This window comes from Flavimaribacter sediminis (assembly GCF_019492055.1).
GTDB classification, from domain to species: Bacteria; Pseudomonadota; Alphaproteobacteria; order Rhizobiales; family Rhizobiaceae; genus Flavimaribacter; species Flavimaribacter sediminis.
This window is the reverse complement of the sequence record NZ_JAICBX010000002.1, coordinates 861364-883922: the sequence shown is the minus strand read 5'-3', so window position 1 is coordinate 883922 and position 22559 is coordinate 861364. Positions and strand designations below refer to the sequence as shown.

Sequence of the window (22559 nt, the reverse complement as noted above, 5' to 3'; positions counted from 1 at the left end):
GATCGAACCTCTGCCGCGTTCAAAGTTTCCAGCCGGAATGTAGCGCCGCGATGCCGCCTGTGTAGTTGGTCCACTTCACGCGGGAAAAGCCGGCCTGTTCGATCGTCGTCGCAAAATCCTTCTGGTTCGGAAATTTGCGGATCGATTCTACCAGGTACTGGTAGGGTTCCGAATCGCCGGTGATCATGCGTCCGAGCCGCGGTATCGCATTGAATGACCATGCGTCATAGAGCCTGTCGAGCATTGGCGCGTCGACCTCGGAAAATTCAAGACACAGGAACCGGCCGCCCCTTTTCAGGACCCGATAGGCTTCCGAAAGCGCCCTGGGGATGTCCGGCACGTTGCGAATGCCAAATGCGATCGTATAGGCGTCGAAACGACCATTCTCGAAAGGCAGATCCTCCGCATTGGCCTCGACAAAATCGACGCATCCATCGAGACGCCGCTTTTCGGCGCGTTCGCGGCCGACCTGCAGCATCGAGCCGTTGATGTCCAGCACAGTTGCGTGCGCCTGGCGGCCGGAGGATTCGACAATACGGAAAGCGATGTCGCCGGTTCCGCCGGCCACGTCCAGCACCGCATAATCCGGCCGTTTCGGCGGATTGAGCGCGGTGACCATTGCGTCTTTCCACAGACGATGCATCCCGCCCGACATGGCGTCGTTCATGATGTCATAGCGCCGCGCCACACCGTGGAACACTTCGTCGACAAGCCCCTGCTTGCCGCCCTGCTCAACCTCGGTGAAACCGTATGAGGTTTCCATCCCGTCCGCGCTGGACACACGAGTCTCGGACATGTCTCTACTCCAAAAGCCGGGCGAGAAATTAGTCTTGCAGCCGGGTCACTGTGCTTATAGGTCAATCACTGACAAACGCCAAACAGACAGAAGCAGAATATCATGCCGGAATTGCCGGAAGTAGAGACGGTTCGTCGCGGCCTGGCCCCCGCCATGGAGGGCGGCCGGATTGTGAGCATGAGGCAGAACCGGCCTGATCTCCGCTTTCCGTTTCCCGACAACTTCTCAGACCGCCTGACCGGGCGCCGCATAGAACGCCTCGACCGCAGGGCCAAATATATCCTTCTGGAGCTGGACGACGGCGCCGTCCTCGCCTCGCATCTCGGCATGTCGGGCTCCTGGCGCGTCGAGCCGGTCGAAGGGAATGAGGCGATCCCCGGCAATTTCCATCACGAACGGTCGAAGGACGGGCGGCACGATCATCTGATCATGGACCTGGAGGGGCCGGGCGGCAGGCATCGCATTATATATAATGACCCGCGCCGTTTCGGTTACATGTTTCTTTCGGATGTCGAGAGGCTCGCCGCCCACCCGATGATGGCGGGGCTCGGCGTGGAGCCGACCGGCAACGCGCTCAACGCAGACTACCTTGCGGCGCGTTTCGCAGGAAGGCAGGTTCCGGTCAAGGCGGCGCTCCTTGACCAGGGCGTCATCGCCGGCCTCGGCAATATATATGTGTGCGAGGCGTTGTGGCGGGCGCGGATTTCGCCGCGCCGCAAGGCGGCGACGCTGGTTGATCGCCGCGGCAAAGCCGTCGCGCGGCTGGAAAATCTCGTTGCGGCGATCCGCCAGGTGATCGCGGAAGCCATCGAGGCGGGCGGGTCGTCGTTGCGCGATCATCGATTGACCGATGGCTCGCTCGGCTATTTCCAGCACAGCTTCAACGCCTATGGGCGGACAGGGGAGCCCTGCCGCCATGATGGCTGCGGCAAACCCGTCAGACGCATTGTACAAAGCGGGCGGTCGACGTTCTACTGTCCGTCATGCCAGAAGTGACGTACGCAAAGCGGCAAAAAGGAGAGGATCATGAGTTACGAAACGATCATTGTTGAAACGGATGGGCGCGTCGGGCTGATAACGCTCAACCGGCCAAAGGCGCTTAACGCGCTCAATTCGCAAGTGATGGAGGAGACCATTGCTGCGGCGAAGGCTTTCGATGAAGACGACGAGATCGGCGCGATCGTGCTGACCGGTTCGGAAAAGGCTTTCGCAGCCGGCGCCGACATCAAGGAAATGCAGGCTCTCAACTATGTCGAGGCTTATGGTCGCGACTTCTTTGGGCAATGGGAGCGCTTTGCAGCGACGCGCAAGCCGATGATCGCGGCCGTGTCCGGTTACGCCCTTGGCGGCGGCTGTGAACTCGCCATGATGTGCGACATTATCGTGGCCGCGGACACGGCGAAATTCGGACAGCCGGAAATCACCCTCGGCGTCATTCCCGGCATGGGCGGAACCCAGCGTCTGACGCGCGCCGTCGGCAAGGCGAAAGCCATGGATCTGTGCCTGACAGGGCGGATGATGGACGCCGAGGAAGCAGAGCGCAGCGGTCTGGTGGCCCGTGTGGTGCCGGCTGCGGAACTGATTGCAACCGCGAGGGAGACGGCGAAGAAGATCGCATCCTTCTCCCTGCCTTCGGTGATGATGGCGAAGGAAGCCGTCAATCGGTCCTACGAGCAGCCTTTGTCGGAAGGTTTGCGTTTTGAGCGGCGGATGTTCCACTCGCTGTTTGCAACGGACGACCAGACGGAAGGAATGGCGGCCTTCACGGAGAAGCGGGAAGCCCAGTTCAACAACCGTTGACGGGCGGGGACTTTCCGGCTATATCGCCCTCCACGGAAAAAGGTGGCCTCCGGGTCACCTTGTTTTTTTACCGGAAAGCGGGCCATCGGCCTCGAGCTGCCGTCCCGGTATCCAGTTTGAAAATTTGAAGAGAGACCTCAATGGCCAATACAACTTCGGCGAAAAAGGCTACACGCAAGATCGCCCGCCGCACGGCAGTCAACAAGACGCGACGCACACGGGTTCGCGGATACATCCGCAAGGTCGAAGAGGCGATTGCCTCCGGCGACCAGGAAGTCGCAGCAGCCGCGCTCAAGGCTGCCCAGCCGGAAATGATGCGCGCTGCAGGAAAGGGTGTTTTTCATAGCAACACCGTAGCCCGCAAAATGTCGCGTCTGTCCCGTCGCGTAAAAGCAATCAGCGCCTGATTGCAATCAGTTAGACTGAATTTTCTTGGCCTGGCGGCTCGCCGGGCCTTTTGTGTTTTTGTTAAAAAATTGTAACACAGCTTGAGCAATGATGGATTCACGCGCCGGCGTGAAACAATGAAAACTGTTAAAAAACAGTAAATTGCCGGAGGTTATAAATTTCCTCCCATCCCTCGGGAAAACTCCATGCGCAGATTATGAGTCAAGCGATTTTTTTTGGTTTTTTTCCAAACTACCGCTTGCAACTGCTTGCCTCAAGAAAAGCCATTGAATCCGAATAGATTATGGCAAAGCGCACATAATGCATGTTTTCGGTGAAGTTGCGTTTCCTTCCTCTGACGTCCGATTCACGATTTCACAGCCTTGACCAATGCAATCCAGGGCTGGCTTAATGAGCCTGCATGGAGGACACAAACAGCGGTCCGTATTGTTTACTCTGGTGCTGACCTCTCGGGGTTCGAACCAGGTTGTTGCGCCTTCCATGACAGTGTCGATAACCGTCGGCGCGCTTCATCTAAAACCCTTGGTTGCTATCCGGAGCGACGTTCCGGAGCGGGGATTTTTTGCGCCTTGTTTACAGGCGCCGGGCGGCAGGGACGTCAGGTCGAAGCGCATCGAAGGGAGAAAGGAGCAGGGTAAGAATTTCGGGTAGCTGTATGCGGGGTAGCGGCCGAAGAGGTCGAAAAAAATCAATAATTAAAACAGGAGATGGCCAAGATGCAGGGTTCTACAGCGGCGCCTGTGCAAGCAGACTTGCATGATAAAAAGACGAATACACCACGACTAGTCAAAACGGCCAACAAAGCGGCGAATACGGGGAAATCAGAAATGGACGAGAAGGCTCTTTTCAATCGGGTCCAGATCCGGTTGAAGGCAATCGTGGGTCCGGACGTCTTTTCAAGCTGGTTTGGTCGTCTGAAACTCGACTCGGTTTCAAAAAGCATCGTTCGGCTTTCCGTCCCCACGACGTTTCTCAGATCATGGATCAACAATCGCTATCTCGATTTGCTCACGAAGCTGTTCCAGGAAGAAAATCCTGACATTCTTCGCGTCGAGATCCTTGTGCGCTCCGCAACGCGCGGAAACAGGCTGATCCAGTCATCCGAAATTACAGACATGTCGGCCCCGGCCGTCCAGCCGGCGCAGCAGCCTTGCAGGCAGCCCCAGTCGACTGGTCCGGCCAAGCTCGCGCGCAACCAGGCAGTTCAGCCGGGCGACGGCAAGTCGGTCACCGGTTCTCCGCTGGATTCTCGCTATTCTTTCGCGACGTTCGTGGAAGGCGCGTCCAACCGCGTGGCGCTTGCCGCGGCGCGAACGATCGCCGAAGCCGGCGCCAGCGCCGTGCGCTTCAATCCGCTGTTCATTCATTCCAGCGTCGGCCTCGGCAAGACCCATCTCCTGCAGGCGATTGCGCTGGAAGCCAGCGCTAGCGATCGCAATCCTCGCGTCGTCTATCTGACGGCCGAATATTTCATGTGGCGGTTTGCGACCGCCATCAGGGACAATGACGCGCTTTCCTTCAAGGAGTCGCTGCGCAATATCGATCTTCTTGTGATCGACGACATGCAGTTCCTCCAGGGCAAGTCCATTCAGCACGAGTTCTGCCACCTGCTGAACATGCTGCTGGATTCCGCGCGTCAGGTCGTGGTTGCGGCGGACCGGGCGCCATGGGAGCTTGAATCCCTGGACGCTCGCGTTCGGTCGCGCCTTCAGGGCGGCGTCGCCATCGAGGTTGAGGCCCCGGATTTCGAGATGCGTCTGGAAATCCTGCGACGCCGGCTGGTCGCCGCGCAGCAGGAGGACAGCACGCTCGACATTCCCGACGACATTCTCGTCCATGTCGCGCGCAACGTCACATCGAGCGGGCGCGAGCTTGAAGGCGCCTTTAATCAGCTGCTCTTCCGCCGCTCGTTCGAGCCGACCCTGTCCATCGACCGGGTCGACGAACTGCTCGGCCATCTGGTCAATGCAGGCGAGCCCAAGCGGGTGCGCATCGAGGACATTCAGCGCATCGTCTCGCGGCACTACAGCGTTTCGCGCCAGGAAATGATCTCCAACCGAAGGACCCGGACCATCGTCAAGCCGCGACAGATCGCCATGTATCTGTCCAAGACCATGACGCCGCGCTCCTTCCCGGAAATCGGTCGTCGCTTCGGCGGTCGTGATCACACAACGGTCCTCCACGCCGTGCGCAAGATAGAAGGCCTCCTGGAACAGGACACCAAGCTGGCCCACGAAATCGAGCTGTTGCGCAGACTGATCAGCGAATAGATTCGGACGCGCAAACCGTACCCGCCCTTGCAAGGGGCGGGTCATCCGCGTCTTACGCCGCTATACGATCGGCGCCGCTGAACAAATTCCCGGGAAATATCTGTTTCTGCACCGCGCTGAACCGCAACGCACTTGCCTATTGGTGGGCAAATCTGTCATTTTGCTGGTCCCGTCTCACCATGCGCTTGCCTGCAGGCGTAGCGTGTGTTCGATTTCAGGTCCACAGTTCCTGACTCCGCCGACCAGGACAGAAATAAGATAACGGTAAAGCAGCCATGCGTGTAACGATCGAGCGTTCAAACCTCCTGAAGTCACTCAACCACGTGCATCGCGTCGTCGAAAGGCGCAACACGATTCCGATCCTGTCGAACGTGCTTCTGAAAGCCGATGGCGTGACGCTTGAGCTCAAGGCGACAGACCTCGATCTGGAGATCACGGAAGCGACGGCGGCCAGCGTCGAGCAGTCCGGCTCGACAACGGTTCCGGCGCATTTGCTTTATGACATCGTTCGCAAGCTGGCGGACGGCTCCGAAGTTCAGCTGAGCGTCGAGCCGGGCGGCAATTCCATGTCGGTCACCTCCGGCCGCTCGCGTTTCACGTTGCAATGCCTGCCGGAATCCGATTTCCCGGACCTGACGGCGGGCGAGTTCTCCAACACGTTCCGCATTCCGTCGACCGAGCTGAGGACGCTGATCGACCGCACGCAATTCGCGATCTCCACGGAAGAGACCCGCTACTACCTGAACGGCATATTCCTGCATACGATCGAGGAAGAGGGCGCGCTGAAACTCAGGGCCGTCGCCACCGACGGACACCGTCTCGCCCGCGCCGATGTCGAGGCGCCTTCCGGCTCGGAAGGCATGCCAGGCATCATTGTGCCGCGAAAGACGGTTGGCGAATTGCAGAAGCTGGTCGACGACCCCGACGTTTCCGTCACGGTGGAGCTGTCCGACGCCAAGATCCGCTTCACCATTGGCGGCGTGCTTTTGACGTCGAAGCTGATCGACGGCACCTTTCCCGACTATCAGCGCGTCATCCCGTCCGGCAACGACAAGGAGCTCAAGATCGATTGCGCGTCCTTCACGGCGGCCGTCGATCGCGTGTCGACGATCTCGTCTGAACGCGGCCGGGCCGTCAAGCTGAGCCTGTCCGACGGCCTGCTGACCCTGACCGTCAACAATCCGGATTCGGGCAGCGCCACCGAGGAACTGGCTGTCGGTTATGACAGCGACGCTCTCGAAATCGGCTTCAACGCGCGATACCTGCTCGACATCACCGCCCAGTTCGGCGGGACCGAGGCCGTCTTCCTGTTCGCCGATCCCGGCTCGCCGACCCTGGTGCGCGAAACCGGCGAGGAAGAAACGGTCTATGTCCTGATGCCGATGCGGGTGTGAGGACCGGACGGCGGGCCAGACCGTGACCGACAGCAGGGTTTATCTGAGCGCGCTCAAACTTTCGGATTTCAGGAATTATCACACTCTGTCGCTGACGCTGGACCGGCGCCACGTCGTGCTGACCGGTGAAAACGGGGCCGGCAAGACCAATCTCATGGAAGCGGTCTCGCTGCTGTCTCCCGGGCGCGGCCTGCGGCGCGGCGTCTATGCGGATATGGTTCGCGAAGACGCGTCCGACGGGTTTTCCGTTTTCGCGGAACTTGAAGGCATGGAAGGCGAGGTGACGATCGGAACCTCCGCCGGCTCGGAAAGCCAGGGCCAAAGCCGCAGAATTCGCATCAACCGCACCAATGCCGCCGCCGCGGACGAGCTGCTCGACCATTTGCGGCTGGTCTGGCTGACGCCGGCCATGGACGGCCTCTTCACCGGAGCCAAGGGAGACAGGCGCCGCTTCCTTGACCGGCAGGTCCTGTCGATCGATCCGCAGCATGCGCGCCGGACGCTCGATTACGAGCGCGCCATGCGCAGCCGCAACCGCTTGCTTTCCGAAGGCGGGTCCGACCCGTCCTGGCTCGCCGCGATCGAGGCGCAGATGGCCGAGTTCGGCACGGCGATCGCGATCGCCCGGCGCGAAATGGTCACGATGCTGTCCGGATTGATCGAAGCCGGTCAGCAGGAAAGCCCCTTTCCGAAGGCGCGTTTGCAATTGACCGATTTCATCGACGGGATCGGATCGGCCTCAGCGGCGGAGATCGAGGACGAATTCGCGCGGCAATTGTCACAGTCGCGCTATCGCGACGGCGCAGCCGGCCGCACGCTGGTCGGGCCGCATCGGTCTGACCTCCTCGTCTGGCATCTTGCGAAGAACATGGATGCGGCGCGCTGTTCAACCGGCGAGCAAAAGGCGCTGCTGATCGGGATCGTGCTCGCCCATGCGCGGCTGACGGCGCAGACCTGCGGTAATCCGCCCGTCATGCTGCTCGATGAAATTGCGGCGCATCTCGACGCCGGGCGCCGCGCCGCCCTGTTCGATCTGATCGAGGATCTCGGCGGCCAGGCCTTTATGACAGGAACCGATCGTGGCATGTTCGCCGCGCTTGGCGAACGGGCGCGCTGCTTCCACGTGGAAGAAGGCGCCGTCCGGCCGGCCGAAGACTGACAGGCTTGACGAATGATCACACTTTCGCATTCCGAACTGGAGCGCTACGCCCGCCATATTGTCCTGCCGGAGGTTGGCGGCGCCGGCCAGCAGCGCCTGAAGGCCGCCCAGGTCCTGGTCATCGGCGCAGGCGGGCTGGGTTCGCCCGTGCTGCAGTATCTCGCCGCCGCAGGCGTCGGAACGCTCGGCGTCGTCGATAACGACGCAGTGTCGCTCTCCAATCTGCAGCGCCAGATCATCCACGACACCGACCAGGTGGGCCGGCCCAAGGCGCAAAGCGCCGCCCAGGCCCTGGAGCGGATCAACCCCCATGTGACGGTGCATGGTCACGCGGTTCGGATGGTCGACGCCAACGCCGGCGAGATCGTCGCGGGCTACGACATCGTCGTCGACGGGTCGGATAATTTCGAAACCCGATATCTGGTCGCCGATATCTGCGCCGCCGCTTGCAAGCCGCTGGTGACGGCCGCTGTCGGCCGCTTCGACGGATCGGTGACAGTGCTTAAACCATTCGAGAATGACAGCCAGGGCAATCCCAACCCCTCCTGGCGGGACCTGTTTCCCGAAGCGCCGCCGCCCGGCGCGGTTCCCACCTGCGCCGAAGCCGGCGTCGTCGGCGCGCTGACGGGCGTTATCGGAACCCTCCAGGCCATGGAAGTGATCAAACTGATAACCGGCGCCGGCGAGCCGCTCGTCGGCAGGCTTTTACTCTATGACGGACTTGCGGCGCGGTTCGACACCATCAGCTACAGCGCCTGATTGTCATCAAATTCCCGGCAACACCCGGTCGGGCGGCCTGTGGCCGTCGAAAACCGTGCGGATATTGATGATGACCTTCTCGCCCATGTCGATGCGGCCCTCGATCGTCGCCGATCCCATATGCGGCAGCATCACGACCTTGCCTTCCTCGGCGAGCCGAATGAACTTCGGATTGACCGCCGGTTCATGCTCGAACACATCGAGACCGGCGCCGGCGATTTTGCCTGCCTGCAGGTTCTTGATCAGCGCCGCCTCGTCGATAATGCCGCCGCGCGCGGTGTTGACGATGTAGGCTTCGCTTCTGAGCAGGTCGAGACGCCGCGCCGAAAGCAGGTGGAAGGTTGCAGGCGTCGAGGGGCAGTTGACCGACACGATGTCGACGCGCGCCAGCATCTGGTCGAGGCTGTCCCAGTAGGTCGCTTCCAGTTCTTCTTCCGTGCCGGGGTGCACCCGGTTTCGGTTGTGGTAGTGAATTGAAAGACCGAAGGCCTTGGCCCGGCGCGCCACAGCCACGCCGATGCGCCCCATGCCTATAATGCCGAGCCGCTTGCCCCATATGCGCCGCCCGAGCATCCAGGTGGGCGACCAGCCGCTCCACTGGCCGCTTTCTTCCAGGATGCGCGCGCCTTCCGTCAGCCGGCGCGGAACAGCCAGGATAAGCGCCATCGTCATGTCGGCTGTGTCTTCGCTCAGCACGTTTGGCGTGTTGGTGACGGCGATACCCTTGTCGGCGGCGGCGATCACGTCGATGTTGTCCGTGCCGTTGCCGAAATTCGCAATCAGCTTCAGGTTCGGTCTCGCCTGCGCGATCATCGCGGCGTCGATCCTGTCGGTCACCGTCGGCACCAGCACATCCATCGTCTGCATCGCCGCGACCAGTTCGTGCTGGGTGCGCGGCGTATCGTCGATATTCAGTTCGGTGTCGAACAGTTCCCGCATCCGGGTCTCTACCGGCTCCGGCAGTTTCCGCGTCACATAGACTTTCGGTCTTTTTTTGTTCGGCATTTCCTCAATCGGCTCCTTGTTGAGAGCTCTTTAACCAAGATACAATAAAACTCGAAAATTGATCGTGGGCCACGATACAGCAACTTTCTACCAGACGATCGCGCCAAGACAAATAGAACTCGCGTCCGGTCCGGTTGAAATTCGCTGCTTTGCGAGCCCGCGCCGTTCTGCAGCAATTCGGATGGAGGTTTGTATGAGCGTACGCACCATCATCACTTCGGCGCTGGGCGCCGCCCTGTTGGCCATTTCTTTCAGCTTCGGCTCCGGTCCCGTCGCGCATGCACAGGGCGCGGCAAAGGGCGCAAGCGGTCTGCCGCTGCCGCGTTTCGTCAGCCTGAAAGCGTCCCGCGTCAACCTTCGGGTTGGGCCGAGCACCGATTATGCGGTTTCCTGGCTCTATACACGATCCGGCGTGCCGATGGAGATCATCCAGGAATATGACCACTGGCGCCGCGTCCGCGACGAAGACGGCACGGAAGGCTGGATCCACAAATCGCTTTTGTCGGGCGAACGCACGGCGGCGGTGGCGCCCTGGAAGCGCGGCGCCAAGGACGTTTTCGTCGAGATGCACGCTGAGCCGCGCCGCGGCGCCGGTCTCGTCGCGCGGCTCGAACCGGGCGTCGTTGTCGCGATCGACGAATGCAATGGAGACTGGTGCCGGGCGGAGATCCAGCAGGCGGAGGGCTGGATCGCGCAGGATCAGATCTGGGGCGCCTATCCGGGCGAGGCCTTCAAGTAAACCGTTACGGGCGAACGAGAGGCGTCACCGTCATGGGGCATGATCACGATCACGGGAACACCGCGAACCGGAAGAGGGTTTTATGGGCGCTCCTGCTCACCGTAACCTTCATGGTCGTGGAGGCCGCGGGCGGCGTCTATGCCGGTTCACTGGCGCTGATCGCCGACGCCGGCCACATGCTGACCGATTGCGTGTCGCTGATTCTCGCGTGGATCGCGTTTCTTGTCTCCGACCGTCATCCCGACCGCATGCGCTCTTATGGTTATGCGCGTTTCCAGGTGCTCGTCGCTTTCGTCAATGGCGTCGGTCTCTTCCTCATCGCCATATGGATCACATGGGAGGCTGTCGGTCGCATCCGCGATCCGGATCATGTGCTCGCCGGTCCGATGCTCATCATCGCCGCCATCGGGCTCGTGGTAAATATCGTTTCTTTCCTGATCCTGCGTGATCGGTCATCGGAAAACCTCAACATGCGCGGCGCCGCTCTCCATGTCATGGGCGATATGCTGGGCTCGATCGCGGCCATTGTCGCGGCCCTCGTCATTATGTGGACGGGCTGGACTCCGATCGATCCGATCCTGTCGATTTTCGTGGCTGTCCTGGTTCTGCGCGCCGCCTACACGATCGTGCGCAAATCATCCCATATCCTGCTCGAAGGCACGCCCGAGGACATGGACGCCGGCGATATTGCTGAAAAACTTGCAGGGATGACGCCCGGCGTCGAGGAAATCCACCATGTCCATATCTGGTCGCTGACCAGCGACAAACCGGTCGTGACCCTGCATGCGGTGGTCAGCGACGACGCCGATCGCGACAACGTGCTTGCGGCCTTGCAGACAGCGCTCGCCGAAACCTTCGGCCTCGCCCATGCGACGATCCAGCTTGAGTCACGCAGCTTTGCCTCGTCGGAAAAGCATCGTTAGCCGCGACCGCGATCAGCTCTCCAGCTTGGCTCTGAGCGCATAGATAAACTCCAGCGCTTCGCGCGGCGTCATATTGTCCGGATTGACGTGCGCCAGCGCTTCCTCGACCGCGGATGGTTCGGCGTTCTGAGCGGGCTTCTGGCGAATTTCGGCGGCGAACAATGGCAGATCGTCAATCAGTTTGTGGGCGGGGTTGGTGCGTTCACCTTCCTCGAGCTGGCTCAGCACCTGCCGCGCCCGCTCCACGACGGAGGCGGGCAGACCCGCAAGCCGCGCAACCTGTATTCCGTAGGAACGATCGGCCGCGCCCGGCCCCACTTCGTGCAGGAAGATCACGTCGCCTTCCCATTCCTTGACCCGCATCGTCGCGTTGAACAGCCGTACTAACTTCTCCGACAACGCCGTCAATTCGTGAAAATGCGTGGCGAACAGGCTGCGGCAACGATTGACCTCGTGCAGATGCTCGATCGCCGCCCAGGCGATCGACAGCCCGTCGAAGGTCGCCGTGCCCCGGCCGATCTCGTCGAGGATCACCAGCGAACGCGGGCCGGCCTGGTTGAGGATCGCCGCCGTCTCGACCATCTCCACCATGAAGGTCGAACGACCGCGCGCCAGATCGTCGGAGGCGCCAACGCGAGAAAACAACCGGTCGACCACGCCGATATGGGCGCCGCCGGCCGGAACGAACGACCCCATCTGCGCCATGATCGCGATCAGCGCATTCTGTCTCAGAAAAGTCGATTTGCCGCCCATATTCGGTCCTGTCAGGAGCCAGATCGCGCCGTCGTCGCGTCCGTCGCTGGGCGACAGGTCGCAATCATTGGCGACAAACGGATCGGCCGCCTGGCGGCGCAGCGCCTGTTCGACGACCGGATGGCGTCCGGCGGTGATCGAGAACGTCACGGAATCGTCGACCACAGGGCGGCAATAACCCTGCTCTTCGGCAAGAGCCGCAAGCGCAGCCGAAACATCGATGACGCTCGTCGCATGGGCTGCGGCGATGATCAGGTCTGATGCCTCGACGATTGCCGCCGACAACCTGTCATAGATTTCGTTTTCGATCGTCAGCGCGCGGTCGGCGGCGTTGGCGATGCGCGATTCGAGATCGGCGAGCTCGGTCGTGGTGAAACGCATTGCGTTCGCCATGGTCTGGCGATGGATGAAGGTCGCCTTGGCGGCGTCATCCGTCAGGGCCCCTGCGTTGCCGGCCGTCACCTCGATGAAATAGCCGAGCACGTTGTTGTGCTTTATCTTCAGCGATTTGACGCTGGTGTCTTCGGCGTATTTCTGCTGCAGTCCGGCGATGACCTTGCGCGACTGGTCGCGCAGCGCGCGCATCTCGTCCAGTTCTTCGTGATAGCCCGCGCGCACGAAACCGCCGTCCCGGCGCAAAAGCGGCAATTCGTCGCCGAGTGCCGCGTCGAGAAGCGCGCAAAGCTTCGGCGGCAGCTCGCCAATGGCCGCGAGCGCCTCTGCAATTTCTTCCGGCGCCGCGCTGTCGCTGAAAAGCCGGCGCAGCATTGAGGCCGACTCCATCGCCTGCCGGATCGATCCCATGTCCCGCGGTCCTCCGCGGTTGAGCGCCAGGCGCGAGAGAGCCCGCGGCATGTCCGGCAGCGATTTCAACGCCTCGCGGGCGCCGTCTGACAGATCGGATTCCGCCAGCATCCAGCCTACGGATTCGAGCCGGCGATTGATCGCGTCCGTATCGAGCAGCGGAGACATCAGCCTCTCTGCCAGAAGCCGGCTGCCGCCCCCGGTGACCGTGCGGTCGAGCGCCTTCAACAGGCTGCCGTCGCGCTGCCCGGAAAGGGTTCGCAGCAGCTCGAGATTTCCGCGCGTCGCGGGATCGATGAACAGGGTCGAGCCGGAGGTCTCGCGTTCCGGACGCGCCAGCGGCGGACGTTCGGAAAGCTGGGTCTTTTCTATATAGGCGATCGCGGCTGCCGCCGCCGCCAGTTCGGCGCGGGAAAACGCCCCGAAACCGTCCAGCGTCGAAACCCCGTAAAAACGCGTGATCCGCCCCTCAGCGCTGCCGCTGTCGAAGAGCACCGCCGGTTGCGGAGTCACGATCCGTCCGAGCGTGTCGAACACCGGCCGCAGCGCGTCGTCGTGGAACAGCTGGTCGGAGACGATGATTTCCTTCGGGTCTATGCGCATGATGTCGGCGAGCAGCCGCCCGCCCGCGCTTTCAACAAGCCGGAAGGCGCCGGTCGATATGTCGAGCCAGGCGAGCGCGTAACCCTCGTCGCCCATGCCCTTCACGCGTGCGAGCGCCATCAGGAAGTTCGATTCGGATGGCGAAAGCAGCTTTTCCTCGGTCAACGTGCCGGGGGTGACGAGGCGCACCACGTCCCGGCGCACCACTGATTTGGAGCCGCGCTTGCGGGCCTCCGCCGGGTCTTCCGTCTGCTCGCACACCGCGACGCGGTGGCCGTGCGCGATCAGCTTTTGCAGGTAGTCGTCGGCTGTGTGCACCGGCACGCCGCACATCGGAATGTCCTTGCCCAGGTGCTGGCCGCGTTTGGTCAGCGTGATCCCGAGCGTTTTCGCCGCCTGAACGGCGTCGTCGAAGAACAGTTCGTAAAAATCACCCATGCGATAAAACAGCAGGCAGTCCTGATTGGCTGCCTTGATCTCGATGAACTGCTCCATCATCGGTGTGGCCGCGGCGCGGCTTTCAGGGGAGGCCAGCGTTGCTGTCGTCAGCATGATCTGCGTTCCTGGCGCAAAATGTCGTCAATGGCGGTTTGCCTTGCGGACCCTCGCGACGCGCGAAATGCCGCGACAACACGTTGCATGATTGTTCAAAACCTCTATCAAGGTGTGGGACCCACCCTAAAGGCGGGACACAATGAAAAACAACAGAATAAGGGCGTAAGCAGCCGCTCGCCCACAACAGGTTTGGAAACATGCCCGATTCACCAAAAGGTTCGCAGACCGCGTCTTCCGTGACCGAACAGGAAGCGCTGGAATTCCACGTCCGGGGACGGCCCGGCAAGATCGAGATCAATGCGACCAAGCCGATGGCGACGCAACGCGATCTGTCGCTTGCTTATTCGCCGGGCGTCGCGGTTCCGGTGAAGGCGATCGCCGAAGATCCCTCGCGCGCCTTCGACTACACGGTGCGCGGCAATCTGGTGGCGGTCATTTCCAACGGCACCGCCATTCTCGGCCTCGGCAATCTGGGCGCGCTGGCGTCGAAGCCCGTGATGGAAGGCAAGGCGGTGCTGTTCAAGCGCTTCGCCGACGTCGATTCCATCGATCTGGAAGTGGGCACGGAGGACATCGACGAGTTCGTCAATTGCGTGCGGTTTCTCGGACCCACCTTCGGCGGCATCAACCTGGAGGACATCAAAGCGCCCGACTGCTTCATCATCGAGCAGCGGCTGCGCGAGGTTATGGACATCCCGGTCTTCCATGACGACCAGCATGGAACGGCGATCATCGCCACGGCGGGCCTCATCAATGCGATGCACCTGACAGGGCGCGATCTCAAGACCACGAAACTGGTTTGCAACGGAGCGGGCGCCGCGGCGATCGCCTGTATCGAACTGATCAAGTCGATGGGCTTCGCTCCGGAGAACATCACCCTTTGCGACACAAAGGGCGTCATCTACCAGGGTCGCGAAGAAGGCATGAACCAGTGGAAGTCCGCGCACGCCATCAAGACGGACGCGCGCAGCCTGGAAGACGCCGTCGCCGGCGCCGACGTGTTTTTCGGCTTGTCGGTCAAGGGCGCGCTCACCCAGGACATGGTGCGGTCGATGGCCGATCGCCCTGTGATTTTCGCCATGGCCAATCCCGACCCGGAGATCACTCCGGAGGAAGTCGCGGCGATTCGCGGCGACGCCATCATGGCGACCGGCCGGTCAGACTATCCGAACCAGGTCAACAACGTGCTCGGCTTTCCCTACATCTTTCGCGGCGCCCTCGACGTGCGCGCCTCGACGATCAATGACTCCATGAAGATCGCCGCCGCCGAGGCGCTGGCGAACCTGGCGCGCGAAGACGTGCCGGACGATGTCGCAGCCGCCTATCAGGGCAATCGGCCGCGCTTCGGTCCGTCCTACATCATTCCTGTTCCTTTCGATCCGCGCCTGATTTCCGACGTGCCCGCGGCGGTCGCCCAGGCCGCGATGGATTCCGGCGTCGCCGGACGACCGATCGTCGATCTTGAGGCCTACCGCCGGGAACTGTCGGCCCGCCGCGACCCGATCGCCTCCACCCTGCAGCGAATCTATCAGCGCGTCCGCCGAAACATGCGCCGCGTGGTGTTCGCCGAGGGCGAGGAGGCCCACGTCATGCGCGCCGCCATTTCCTACGCCAACCAGCGGCTCGGCACGGCGATCCTGCTCGGTCGCAGCGAGCAGCTCGAGGAAACAGCCAAACAGGCCGGCATCGATCTCAACCGGCCGGGCATCGAGGTGATCAACGCCCGCCTGTCGCGCCGGCGCGACGCCTATACGGAATATCTCTACGGCCGCCTGCAGCGGAACGGTTACCTCTACCGGGACTGCCAGAGGCTGATCAACACGGACCGCAACCATTTTGCATCCTGCATGGTCGCGCTCGGCGACGCCGACGCGATGGTCACGGGCACCACGCGCAATTATTCGACCGCGCTCGAGGACGTGCGCCGCTGCATCGACGTCAAGCCCGGTCATCGGGTCATCGGCGTCTCGCTGGCGCTCTGCCGCGGCCATACCGTCATCGTTGCGGACACTGCGGTGATCGACATGCCGAACTCGGAAGAACTCGCCGACATCGCAGAGGAAGCCGCCGGCATGGCGCGACGCATGGGCTACGAGCCGCGGGTCGCGATGCTTGCCTACTCCACCTTCGGGCATCCGTCGGGCGAACGCTCCGAACGGGTGCGCGAGGCGGTCCAGATCCTCGACCGGCGCCGCGTCGATTTCGAGTATGACGGGGAAATGGCGGCGGACGTCGCGCTCAATCCCGACCGCATGGCGCAATATCCCTTCTGCCGCCTGTCGGGACCGGCCAATGTGCTGGTCATGCCGGCGTTCCACTCGGCCTCGATATCGACCAAGATGCTGCAGGAACTCGGCGGTTCCACGGTCATCGGACCGCTGCTCGTCGGCCTCGACAAGTCGGTCCAGATCGCCTCCATGGGCGCGCGCGATTCCGATCTGGTCAACTTGGCGGCCATCGCCGCCTACAATGTCGGTGGGTGAGGCGGACCTTCCGCCGGGCGTTCAGACCAAAAGGCCTTCGGGCGAAGCCGCGGCGGTTTCGTGATTCGGGCAAGAAATAGGACGGATAGCCGACAGCTACGATTGCGTGCTGTCGGTCGTAAAAAAATCCGCGATAAACAGAATGGTCAGAGAACCCATTGCTGCAGAAAGCATGCCGTCAAACAGGCCGACAGCCTCGTTGTGACCTGGAGCCGTGAACGCCAAAAATGCAATGAATGCGCCCGATACGCCTAAAAGGACATCTCTGAAAAGACTTTGGTCCGGAGTTGCTTCCAACAGGTGAATCAGCCATCCGACAATGCCCCCGGTTGCAAGCATCAGGATCAATGGCGCCCCCAACAGGGTGGCGCCAAAATCCAGTTCGTTTGTAATGGCTGAGAACAAAATCAGCGATCTCCAGACAAGCTGGAGCAAACGAATGGATATCTTGGGGCAGAAGAGGAATGGCCTTCCAAAACAACTCGGGCCATTTCTGATTCGACAATATATCTGACAATGAGAAGCTTGCGCATTTGTAACATCACTTGCTTATATATTTACGAAATATGTCGTGAAAACTATTCTGACATGTAACGAAGAATAGGCAAGTAAAAATAAACATATTATACAGAAATTCTAAAAAGGCATTTAAAACAATGGGTTATAAAATCGGATGCGCCCAAAATTAGAAAATGTCTTAAATAAGAATCTATTAAGGTAAAAGTGTCTCTTATGGGAGGTATGCTGACTATCGTTAGCCTTCCTGGACTTGACGATTCTATTGGACAAGGTGGCGTATCCTCCGGCTCAGCCTGCCTTCAGGCCTCGACGCATACTTGGCTTAAAACCGGGCGAAGGCTTATTGGAACAGGCATTGGCAACTGGAGGAACAGGAACAGAACGACTTGCTGCATTCCCGCGCAATTTGTGCTATGGTGCCGTCTGTTAAAGAGACTGTCGCGGCGGCTGGAAATCGGGGTGACGAGGTTGGATCCAGAATTCCCGAAACAAAGCCAGAATCAGTAAAAAGATAATTAAAACAATATTTTGAGTGAAATCAACTCAGGAGGCGAAGCGGCTGGCGTCCGCCTTGTAGTAGTTCAGATAGCGGTCGCTGATACGGGAAATCGGCAAAACCACCATCACGTCGGTCGTGCCGAAGGCGTAGTCCACCACGGCGCCGTCGCCGATCACTGCGCCGAGCCTCAGATAGCCCTTGAGGAGCGGCGGCAGCGCGTTGACGGCGCTGCGCGTGTCGACCGCTTCCTTCGGCATCAGGTCCATGTTCTGGAACAGCTCTGGACGGGCGCTGACCGACCATTCTCCGGCCGCCAGGCAGTTGTGGTAGAGGAACGACAGGGGAAGCGCCATCGCCTCCGGCCGCACGCCGGGGATCGAGGCGCAGCCGAACATCACGTCCATGCCGTGTTCGAGCGCATAGGCCCAGTTGCCCTGCCACAGCAGTTCGACGGTCCGGCGGGTGCGGTACTTTGGAAGCACGCAGGACCGGCCGAGCTCCATGAAGCGTTTTTCCGGATGTCTCGCCAGCATGTCGCTGACGGCGAATTCCGAGGTCGAATAGAAGCCGGTATTGGCGCGGGCCACGTCCTGCCGGAGAATCCGGTATGTGCCCACGATTTGTTCTTCGCTGTCGCCCGGCAGGCTGCGATCAAGGACAAGCAGATGGTCGCAGAATTCGTCATAGATGTCGATGTCGCGGCCGCGCCGGACCGATTCCGGCGTGAGTGTTGCGCCCATCTCCCTGGCGAAAACCTCGTAGCGCACCGCCTGGGCCGCGTCGATTTCGGAAGGCGTCAATGCAAGGCGCGTTTCCAGATTGCCGATACGGCCGAACACCGATCCGTGGGCTTCCGTCATCTTAAGCGCCGGTCCCGGAGCAGTGCGGTTCGTCACTGGCGTTTCGCGTACATTTGTCGCCATGGCAATTCATTCCCGTCGATTCGAATTAGGCCCATTAATCAGAATAGTACGACAACGCGGTGACACCGTAATTCGATGTCCGGGAGCAACTGCGCATGATGAATATTCGGTTCGCCCCACCGTTCAGCCCATATCCACGACAACGCGCCCCCGGATATCCCCTTCAATAATGGCATGGGCCGTGGGCACAATATCCGCAAAACCGATCGTTTGCGATAGGGAATGCAGTTTTTTGATGTCGAGCTCCTGCGCCAGGCGTCGCCAGGCTTCCTCGCGCGTGGGCTTTGCGGCCATCACCGAATCAACGCCCAGCAGGCTCACGCCGCGCAGGATGAAAGGAGCGACGGTGGTTGGCAGATCCATGCCCTGCGCCAGGCCGCAGGCCGCGACCGCCCCGCCGTAGCTGGTCATGGCCAGCATGTTGGCAAGCGTATGTGACCCCGCTACATCGACACCGCCGGCCCAGCGTTCCTTGCCGAGCGGACGGCCGGGGTCGGACAATTCGCTACGCTCGATGATTTCGTCGGCGCCGAGTTCTTTCAGGAAATCGGCCTCCTGTGGACGGCCTGTGGATGCGATGACCGTGTAGCCGAGGCCCGAGAGAAGAGAAATCGCCACCGTTCCGACGCCGCCATTGGCGCCTGACACGACGATTGGCCCGCTCTGAGGCGTAAGCCCATATCGCTCAAGCGCCATTACGCAAAGCATGGCGGTATAGCCCGCCGTGCCGATCGCCATGGCGTCCGTGGCGCTGAAGGCGTCAGGACGCCGGATCAGCCAGTCGCCGTTCACCCGCATATATTGCGCATAGGCGCCGAGATGCGTCTCGCCGACGCCCCACCCGTTCAGGATAACCGCATCCCCCGCCGCGAAGCCGGCGTGGTCGGAGCTGACCACCGTGCCCGCGCAGTCGATGCCCGGAACCATCGGCCAGCGGCGCACGACCGGAGATTTCCCGGTGATCGCCAGCCCGTCCTTGTAGTTGACGGTAGTCGCTTCCACCCGGACGACGACATCGCCCTCCATCAGGTCGTCAAGAGTGAGTTCGGTCGTGTCGACCGACTGGTTCTTGTTCTCGTCGCGCGAAACCAGAATGGCCCGGAACGGGCCTGTCGGGACGTCGGTCATGGCAAATTGCCTCCCATTGCTTGTGTGTAGCGTGTCTGTCGGATCAGATGGCTTCTGCGGGATAAAGCCATTTGCCAAACACTTCGTCGATGATTATGGCCGCGGCGCCCACCGTAATGAACGCGTCGGCGAGATTGAAGACGGCGAATGACCAGGTATTGATGGAGAACAGCACGTAGTCGACCACATAGCCATACATGGCGCGGTCGATAAGATTGCCGATCGCGCCCGCGATCACGAAGGCGAAGCCGATCTGGCTAAGCCACCGCGTCGGTGAAGATCGGGCCCAGATGATCCCCACAACGGCGATGATGACCAGCGTGATCACGATCAGCCAGTTCTCGCCCAGTCCACTCAAGAGTGAGAAGGCGATGCCTTCATTATGGGTCCGAAACAGCGCCAGAAACGGCAGCAGGTCCACCTTTTCATGCATGGGAAGGGCGCGTTCGACCAGCCATTTGACGATCTGGTCCAGGGCGACAAGCGCGGCGATCAGGGCCATGGCATGGCGCTGTTTGGAAAAAACGGAACGGACCGCTTTCATGGTTCGACCTTCAACATATGGCGTCTCGCCTCGAATATCATGACGCCGGTGGCCACGGCCAGGTTCAGCGAATCGGCCCGGCCGGCCTGTGGTATTCTTACCAGATGGTCGCACGCCGCGGACAGCTCGTCGGGCAGCCCTGCCTGTTCGTTTCCCATCAGGATGACAGTCGGCTTTACTGTATAGTCCACCGCGCGATAATCAATGGCGCCGGCGAGGTGGGTTCCAATCAGCAGCAGCGGATTCTTCGATCTCCATTTCAAAAACGCCTCCACGCCGCACCGGGCGACGGAAACTGCGAAGACCGATCCCATTGTCGCGCGGATCGTTTCCAGTGAAAAGGGGTCGGTCGTTTCTCCGACGAGTATGACGCCGCTTGCTCCGGCGGCGTCCGCGGTGCGGATGATCGTGCCGAGATTGCCGGGATCCCGGATGCGGTCGAGCGCGATCCAGGTTTCGTTGTCCTTTGGCTGCAGGCTTTCCAGCGGCGCGTAGCGTTGCTCGAAAACGGCGCAGACCATTTGCGGGTTGTCGCGGCGGGTGATGGCGGAGAGCACCTTTTCGCTCACCTCCAGAACCAGCCCGCCGGAGGCCACGGTGCGCGCCGCCACCCGCTCCACCGCGGACTTGCCTTTGGCCGCCTTGGAATAGATCAGCGTCCGGATCGTCCAGCCGAGCTCCAACCCGTCAATGACGAGTTTCAGGCCCTCGGCCAGGAACTGGTTCGACCGGTCCCGGTTCTTTTTCTGGCTGAGCGCGCGGATATCCTTGATGATCGGGTTCGCGAGGCTCGTGACCTCTTTCACCTGGCCCACGCGGCCGAGCGGTTCTCCGGAGCCGATCATGCGGGAACCCAACGGCTGAACAGGGACGTCGAAAGTTTGATGTCGCGCGCTTCCTCGCGAATAATGAGTTCTCCGGATTCGACGCAGCCGCCTGCGCCGCGCATCGTCTCGCGCATCAGTTCGTGGATCGAATAGAAGGAGGCGCGGATCGAGTAAGCGGTCAGCACCAGGCCGATCGGGTCCGCCGACAACAGGGTTCGGCAGGCGTCCAGCATATGCGGCAGGTCGTCGAAGAGCTGCCACACCTCACCGTCCGGACCCCGGCCGAACTTCGGCGGATCGGTCAGGATGACGTCATAGCGGTTGCCGCGCCGGATTTCGCGATTGATGAATTTCGTCGCATCGTCGCAGATCCAGCGCACCGGCCTGTCTGCAAGACCGGCCAGCGCCTGGTTTTCGCGCGCCCAGCCAATCGCTTTCTTTGAGGCGTCCACATGCGTGACTTCCGCGCAGGCGTCGGCCGCCACCAGCGAGGCGACGCCGGTATAGCCGAAGAGATTGAGAACCTTGACCGGCCGCCGGCTTTCCTCGATCCGTTCGCGCATCCATTGCCAGTGCGCAGTCTGTTCCGGAAAAACGCCGACATGGCGAAACGAGGTCAGCCGCGCCAGAAAGTCGACGCCGGCGAGCCGCATCGGCCAGGACTCGCCCGTGGGTTTGCCCGGGAAATGCCAGCGGCCAACGCCGTCCTCGTCCGTATCGCCGGTAAACACGGCGTCGGCCGTTTCCCATTCCGCCGGCGGTTGGCTGCGCGGCCAAAGCGCCTGGGCTTCCGGTCGCACGATCCGGAAAGGTCCGTAGCGCTCCATCTTCTCCCCGTCGCCCGTATCCAGCAGCGCATAGCCTTCATGGGCCGGCGTCTCGAGAATCAAAGGAGCGCGTTCTGACGGACGGTCGCCTGCGCGCCGCGCGATCGGCTTCCTGTCCTTCCGCACGGATTGTTCGGCCCTGGTCGGTCCCCTGGTCCCGGACGAATTGTGCGGCTTTTTCTTTGAATGCGTTTCGGACGGCCGCCCGCGCCGTTTTCCGGCTTGTTTCCGGGGGCTTGCCTTCAAATCCACAGGTCTGTTTCTCATGATGACGGCTCTAACATTGTGCCGGAGTCTTGGCAAAGCGCAATTATCAAAGCATAGTCCCGGTGATTTGCCGGATCCTTTCCGCCGGCGCCTGTAAAGTAACATCCAACGGGAGGAAATCTCATGGAAATGAAGGGCGAGGAACGCATAGCAGCGTCACGCGAAGTCGTGTGGGAGGCGCTGAACAATCCGGAAGTGCTCAAGCAGTGCATCCCGGGCTGCGAATCCCTGGAACAGACCGGCGAGAACGAGATGGCGGCCACCGTCAAGTTGAAGATCGGACCGGTTTCCGCGAAATTCAACGGCGCCGTGACGCTCGAGAACATCAATGCGCCGGAAAGCTACACAATTTCCGGAGAGGGCAAGGGCGGCGTTGCCGGCTTCGCCAAGGGCGGAGCGGATGTCAGTCTTGAGGAAGAAGGCGACGAAACTGTTTTGTCCTATGAGGTGAAGGCCCAGGTCGGCGGCAAGATCGCCCAGCTCGGCTCGCGCCTGATCGACTCCACGTCGAAAAAGCTCGCCGGCCAGTTTTTCGAGAATTTCAAGACTATCGTCGAAGGCGACGCCTGAACGC

20 protein-coding genes are annotated in these 22559 nt (G+C 61.2%); 11 read left to right on the top strand and 9 right to left on the bottom strand.

Annotated features, from left to right (window positions below; all coding sequences use genetic code 11):
* Positions 1-19: 19 nt before the first annotated feature.
* On the bottom strand, positions 20-796 hold the full coding sequence (ubiE, locus tag K1W69_RS12390; protein ID WP_220228656.1) for a bifunctional demethylmenaquinone methyltransferase/2-methoxy-6-polyprenyl-1,4-benzoquinol methylase UbiE: 777 nt from the start codon (positions 794-796) through the stop codon (positions 20-22).
* Positions 797-898: 102 nt separating this feature from the next.
* On the opposite strand from ubiE, the gene mutM reads away from it, so the two are divergent.
* From mutM to K1W69_RS12355, 7 genes are all read left to right on the top strand, one after another.
* Positions 899-1792 (top strand): bifunctional DNA-formamidopyrimidine glycosylase/DNA-(apurinic or apyrimidinic site) lyase, encoded by an 894-nt coding sequence (gene mutM / locus K1W69_RS12385; RefSeq protein ID WP_220228655.1) that lies wholly within the window; start codon positions 899-901, stop codon positions 1790-1792.
* Between the two features lie 30 nt (positions 1793-1822).
* Complete coding sequence (locus K1W69_RS12380; protein ID WP_220228654.1) at positions 1823-2596, top strand: enoyl-CoA hydratase; 774 nt, start codon at positions 1823-1825, stop codon at positions 2594-2596.
* A 140-nt stretch (positions 2597-2736) separates the two neighbouring features.
* Positions 2737-3003 carry a 30S ribosomal protein S20 gene (gene rpsT, locus K1W69_RS12375; RefSeq protein WP_220228653.1) on the top strand — a complete coding sequence of 89 codons (267 nt, stop codon included), beginning with the start codon at positions 2737-2739 and terminating at the stop codon, positions 3001-3003.
* Positions 3004-3831: 828 nt separating this feature from the next.
* The gene (gene dnaA, locus K1W69_RS12370; protein WP_258571013.1) at positions 3832-5274 is read left to right on the top strand and encodes a chromosomal replication initiator protein DnaA; all 1443 of its coding nucleotides are present in this window, start codon (positions 3832-3834) and stop codon (positions 5272-5274) included.
* 275 nt (positions 5275-5549) lie between these two features.
* Entirely contained in the window at positions 5550-6668 is a 1119-nt protein-coding gene (gene dnaN / locus K1W69_RS12365; protein ID WP_220228651.1) for a DNA polymerase III subunit beta, read from the top strand.
* 22 nt (positions 6669-6690) lie between these two features.
* Entirely contained in the window at positions 6691-7827 is a 1137-nt protein-coding gene (recF, locus tag K1W69_RS12360; protein ID WP_220228650.1) for a DNA replication/repair protein RecF, read from the top strand.
* A gap of 12 nt (positions 7828-7839) precedes the next feature.
* Positions 7840-8586, top strand: a complete 747-nt coding sequence (locus K1W69_RS12355) for a molybdopterin-synthase adenylyltransferase MoeB (RefSeq protein WP_220228649.1) — start codon at positions 7840-7842, stop codon at positions 8584-8586.
* Positions 8587-8592: 6 nt separating this feature from the next.
* Here the strand turns inward: K1W69_RS12355 and K1W69_RS12350 are convergent, their stop codons facing one another.
* A complete protein-coding gene (locus tag K1W69_RS12350; protein WP_220228648.1) occupies positions 8593-9591 on the bottom strand; it encodes a 2-hydroxyacid dehydrogenase in 999 nt (332 codons plus the stop codon).
* A gap of 193 nt (positions 9592-9784) precedes the next feature.
* On the opposite strand from K1W69_RS12350, the gene K1W69_RS12345 reads away from it, so the two are divergent.
* A complete protein-coding gene (locus K1W69_RS12345; protein WP_220228647.1) occupies positions 9785-10330 on the top strand; it encodes an SH3 domain-containing protein in 546 nt (181 codons plus the stop codon).
* A gap of 32 nt (positions 10331-10362) precedes the next feature.
* The gene (locus tag K1W69_RS12340) at positions 10363-11253 is read left to right on the top strand and encodes a cation diffusion facilitator family transporter (RefSeq protein ID WP_220228646.1); all 891 of its coding nucleotides are present in this window, start codon (positions 10363-10365) and stop codon (positions 11251-11253) included.
* 12 nt (positions 11254-11265) lie between these two features.
* Here the strand turns inward: K1W69_RS12340 and mutS are convergent, their stop codons facing one another.
* Positions 11266-13965, bottom strand: a complete 2700-nt coding sequence (mutS, locus tag K1W69_RS12335) for a DNA mismatch repair protein MutS (RefSeq protein ID WP_220228645.1) — start codon at positions 13963-13965, stop codon at positions 11266-11268.
* A gap of 200 nt (positions 13966-14165) precedes the next feature.
* Between mutS and K1W69_RS12330 the strand changes: the two genes are divergently transcribed.
* Positions 14166-16451, top strand: a complete 2286-nt coding sequence (locus K1W69_RS12330; RefSeq protein ID WP_220228644.1) for an NADP-dependent malic enzyme — start codon at positions 14166-14168, stop codon at positions 16449-16451.
* A 96-nt stretch (positions 16452-16547) separates the two neighbouring features.
* Here the strand turns inward: K1W69_RS12330 and K1W69_RS12325 are convergent, their stop codons facing one another.
* The 6 genes from K1W69_RS12325 to K1W69_RS12300 form a co-directional block, all read right to left on the bottom strand.
* A complete protein-coding gene (locus K1W69_RS12325) occupies positions 16548-16886 on the bottom strand; it encodes a hypothetical protein (protein WP_220228643.1) in 339 nt (112 codons plus the stop codon).
* Positions 16887-17513: 627 nt separating this feature from the next.
* Complete coding sequence (gene olsB / locus K1W69_RS12320; protein ID WP_258571092.1) at positions 17514-18329, bottom strand: l-ornithine N(alpha)-acyltransferase; 816 nt, start codon at positions 18327-18329, stop codon at positions 17514-17516.
* A 186-nt stretch (positions 18330-18515) separates the two neighbouring features.
* Positions 18516-19520: an acrylyl-CoA reductase (NADPH) gene (acuI, locus tag K1W69_RS12315; protein WP_220228641.1), complete on the bottom strand. Its 1005-nt coding sequence runs from the start codon at positions 19518-19520 to the stop codon at positions 18516-18518.
* 43 nt (positions 19521-19563) lie between these two features.
* Positions 19564-20064 carry a signal peptidase II gene (gene lspA, locus K1W69_RS12310; RefSeq protein WP_220228640.1) on the bottom strand — a complete coding sequence of 167 codons (501 nt, stop codon included), beginning with the start codon at positions 20062-20064 and terminating at the stop codon, positions 19564-19566.
* Positions 20061-20909 (bottom strand): TrmH family RNA methyltransferase, encoded by an 849-nt coding sequence (locus K1W69_RS12305; RefSeq protein WP_220228639.1) that lies wholly within the window; start codon positions 20907-20909, stop codon positions 20061-20063. Before K1W69_RS12305 ends, lspA begins: the two co-directional genes overlap by 4 nt.
* On the bottom strand, positions 20906-21985 hold the full coding sequence (locus tag K1W69_RS12300) for a class I SAM-dependent methyltransferase (protein ID WP_220228638.1): 1080 nt from the start codon (positions 21983-21985) through the stop codon (positions 20906-20908). Before K1W69_RS12300 ends, K1W69_RS12305 begins: the two co-directional genes overlap by 4 nt.
* Before the next feature lie 123 nt (positions 21986-22108).
* Here K1W69_RS12300 and K1W69_RS12295 point away from each other — a divergent pair, with 123 nt between their 5' ends.
* Positions 22109-22555 (top strand): SRPBCC family protein, encoded by a 447-nt coding sequence (locus tag K1W69_RS12295; RefSeq protein WP_220228637.1) that lies wholly within the window; start codon positions 22109-22111, stop codon positions 22553-22555.
* Positions 22556-22559: the final 4 nt, after the last annotated feature.

Bases quoted from the DNA above. Each gene is read 5' to 3' on its own strand.
- dnaN (WP_220228651.1), top strand. From the start codon at position 5,550: ATGCGTGTAACGATCGAGCGTTCAAACCTCCTGAAGTCACTCAACCAC.
- K1W69_RS12355 (WP_220228649.1), top strand. From the start codon at position 7,840: ATGATCACACTTTCGCATTCCGAACTGGAGCGCTACGCCCGCCATATT.
- K1W69_RS12340 (WP_220228646.1), top strand. From the start codon at position 10,363: ATGGGGCATGATCACGATCACGGGAACACCGCGAACCGGAAGAGGGTT.
- K1W69_RS12380 (WP_220228654.1), top strand. From the start codon at position 1,823: ATGAGTTACGAAACGATCATTGTTGAAACGGATGGGCGCGTCGGGCTG.
- mutM (WP_220228655.1), top strand. From the start codon at position 899: ATGCCGGAATTGCCGGAAGTAGAGACGGTTCGTCGCGGCCTGGCCCCC.
- K1W69_RS12305 (WP_220228639.1), bottom strand. From the start codon at position 20,909: ATGATCGGCTCCGGAGAACCGCTCGGCCGCGTGGGCCAGGTGAAAGAG.
- K1W69_RS12330 (WP_220228644.1), top strand. From the start codon at position 14,166: ATGCCCGATTCACCAAAAGGTTCGCAGACCGCGTCTTCCGTGACCGAA.
- acuI (WP_220228641.1), bottom strand. From the start codon at position 19,520: ATGACCGACGTCCCGACAGGCCCGTTCCGGGCCATTCTGGTTTCGCGC.
- rpsT (WP_220228653.1), top strand. From the start codon at position 2,737: ATGGCCAATACAACTTCGGCGAAAAAGGCTACACGCAAGATCGCCCGC.
- K1W69_RS12350 (WP_220228648.1), bottom strand. From the start codon at position 9,591: ATGCCGAACAAAAAAAGACCGAAAGTCTATGTGACGCGGAAACTGCCG.
- K1W69_RS12345 (WP_220228647.1), top strand. From the start codon at position 9,785: ATGAGCGTACGCACCATCATCACTTCGGCGCTGGGCGCCGCCCTGTTG.
- dnaA (WP_258571013.1), top strand. From the start codon at position 3,832: ATGGACGAGAAGGCTCTTTTCAATCGGGTCCAGATCCGGTTGAAGGCA.
- K1W69_RS12300 (WP_220228638.1), bottom strand. From the start codon at position 21,985: ATGAGAAACAGACCTGTGGATTTGAAGGCAAGCCCCCGGAAACAAGCC.
- K1W69_RS12295 (WP_220228637.1), top strand. From the start codon at position 22,109: ATGGAAATGAAGGGCGAGGAACGCATAGCAGCGTCACGCGAAGTCGTG.
- ubiE (WP_220228656.1), bottom strand. From the start codon at position 796: ATGTCCGAGACTCGTGTGTCCAGCGCGGACGGGATGGAAACCTCATAC.
- mutS (WP_220228645.1), bottom strand. From the start codon at position 13,965: ATGCTGACGACAGCAACGCTGGCCTCCCCTGAAAGCCGCGCCGCGGCC.
- olsB (WP_258571092.1), bottom strand. From the start codon at position 18,329: ATGACGGAAGCCCACGGATCGGTGTTCGGCCGTATCGGCAATCTGGAA.
- lspA (WP_220228640.1), bottom strand. From the start codon at position 20,064: ATGAAAGCGGTCCGTTCCGTTTTTTCCAAACAGCGCCATGCCATGGCC.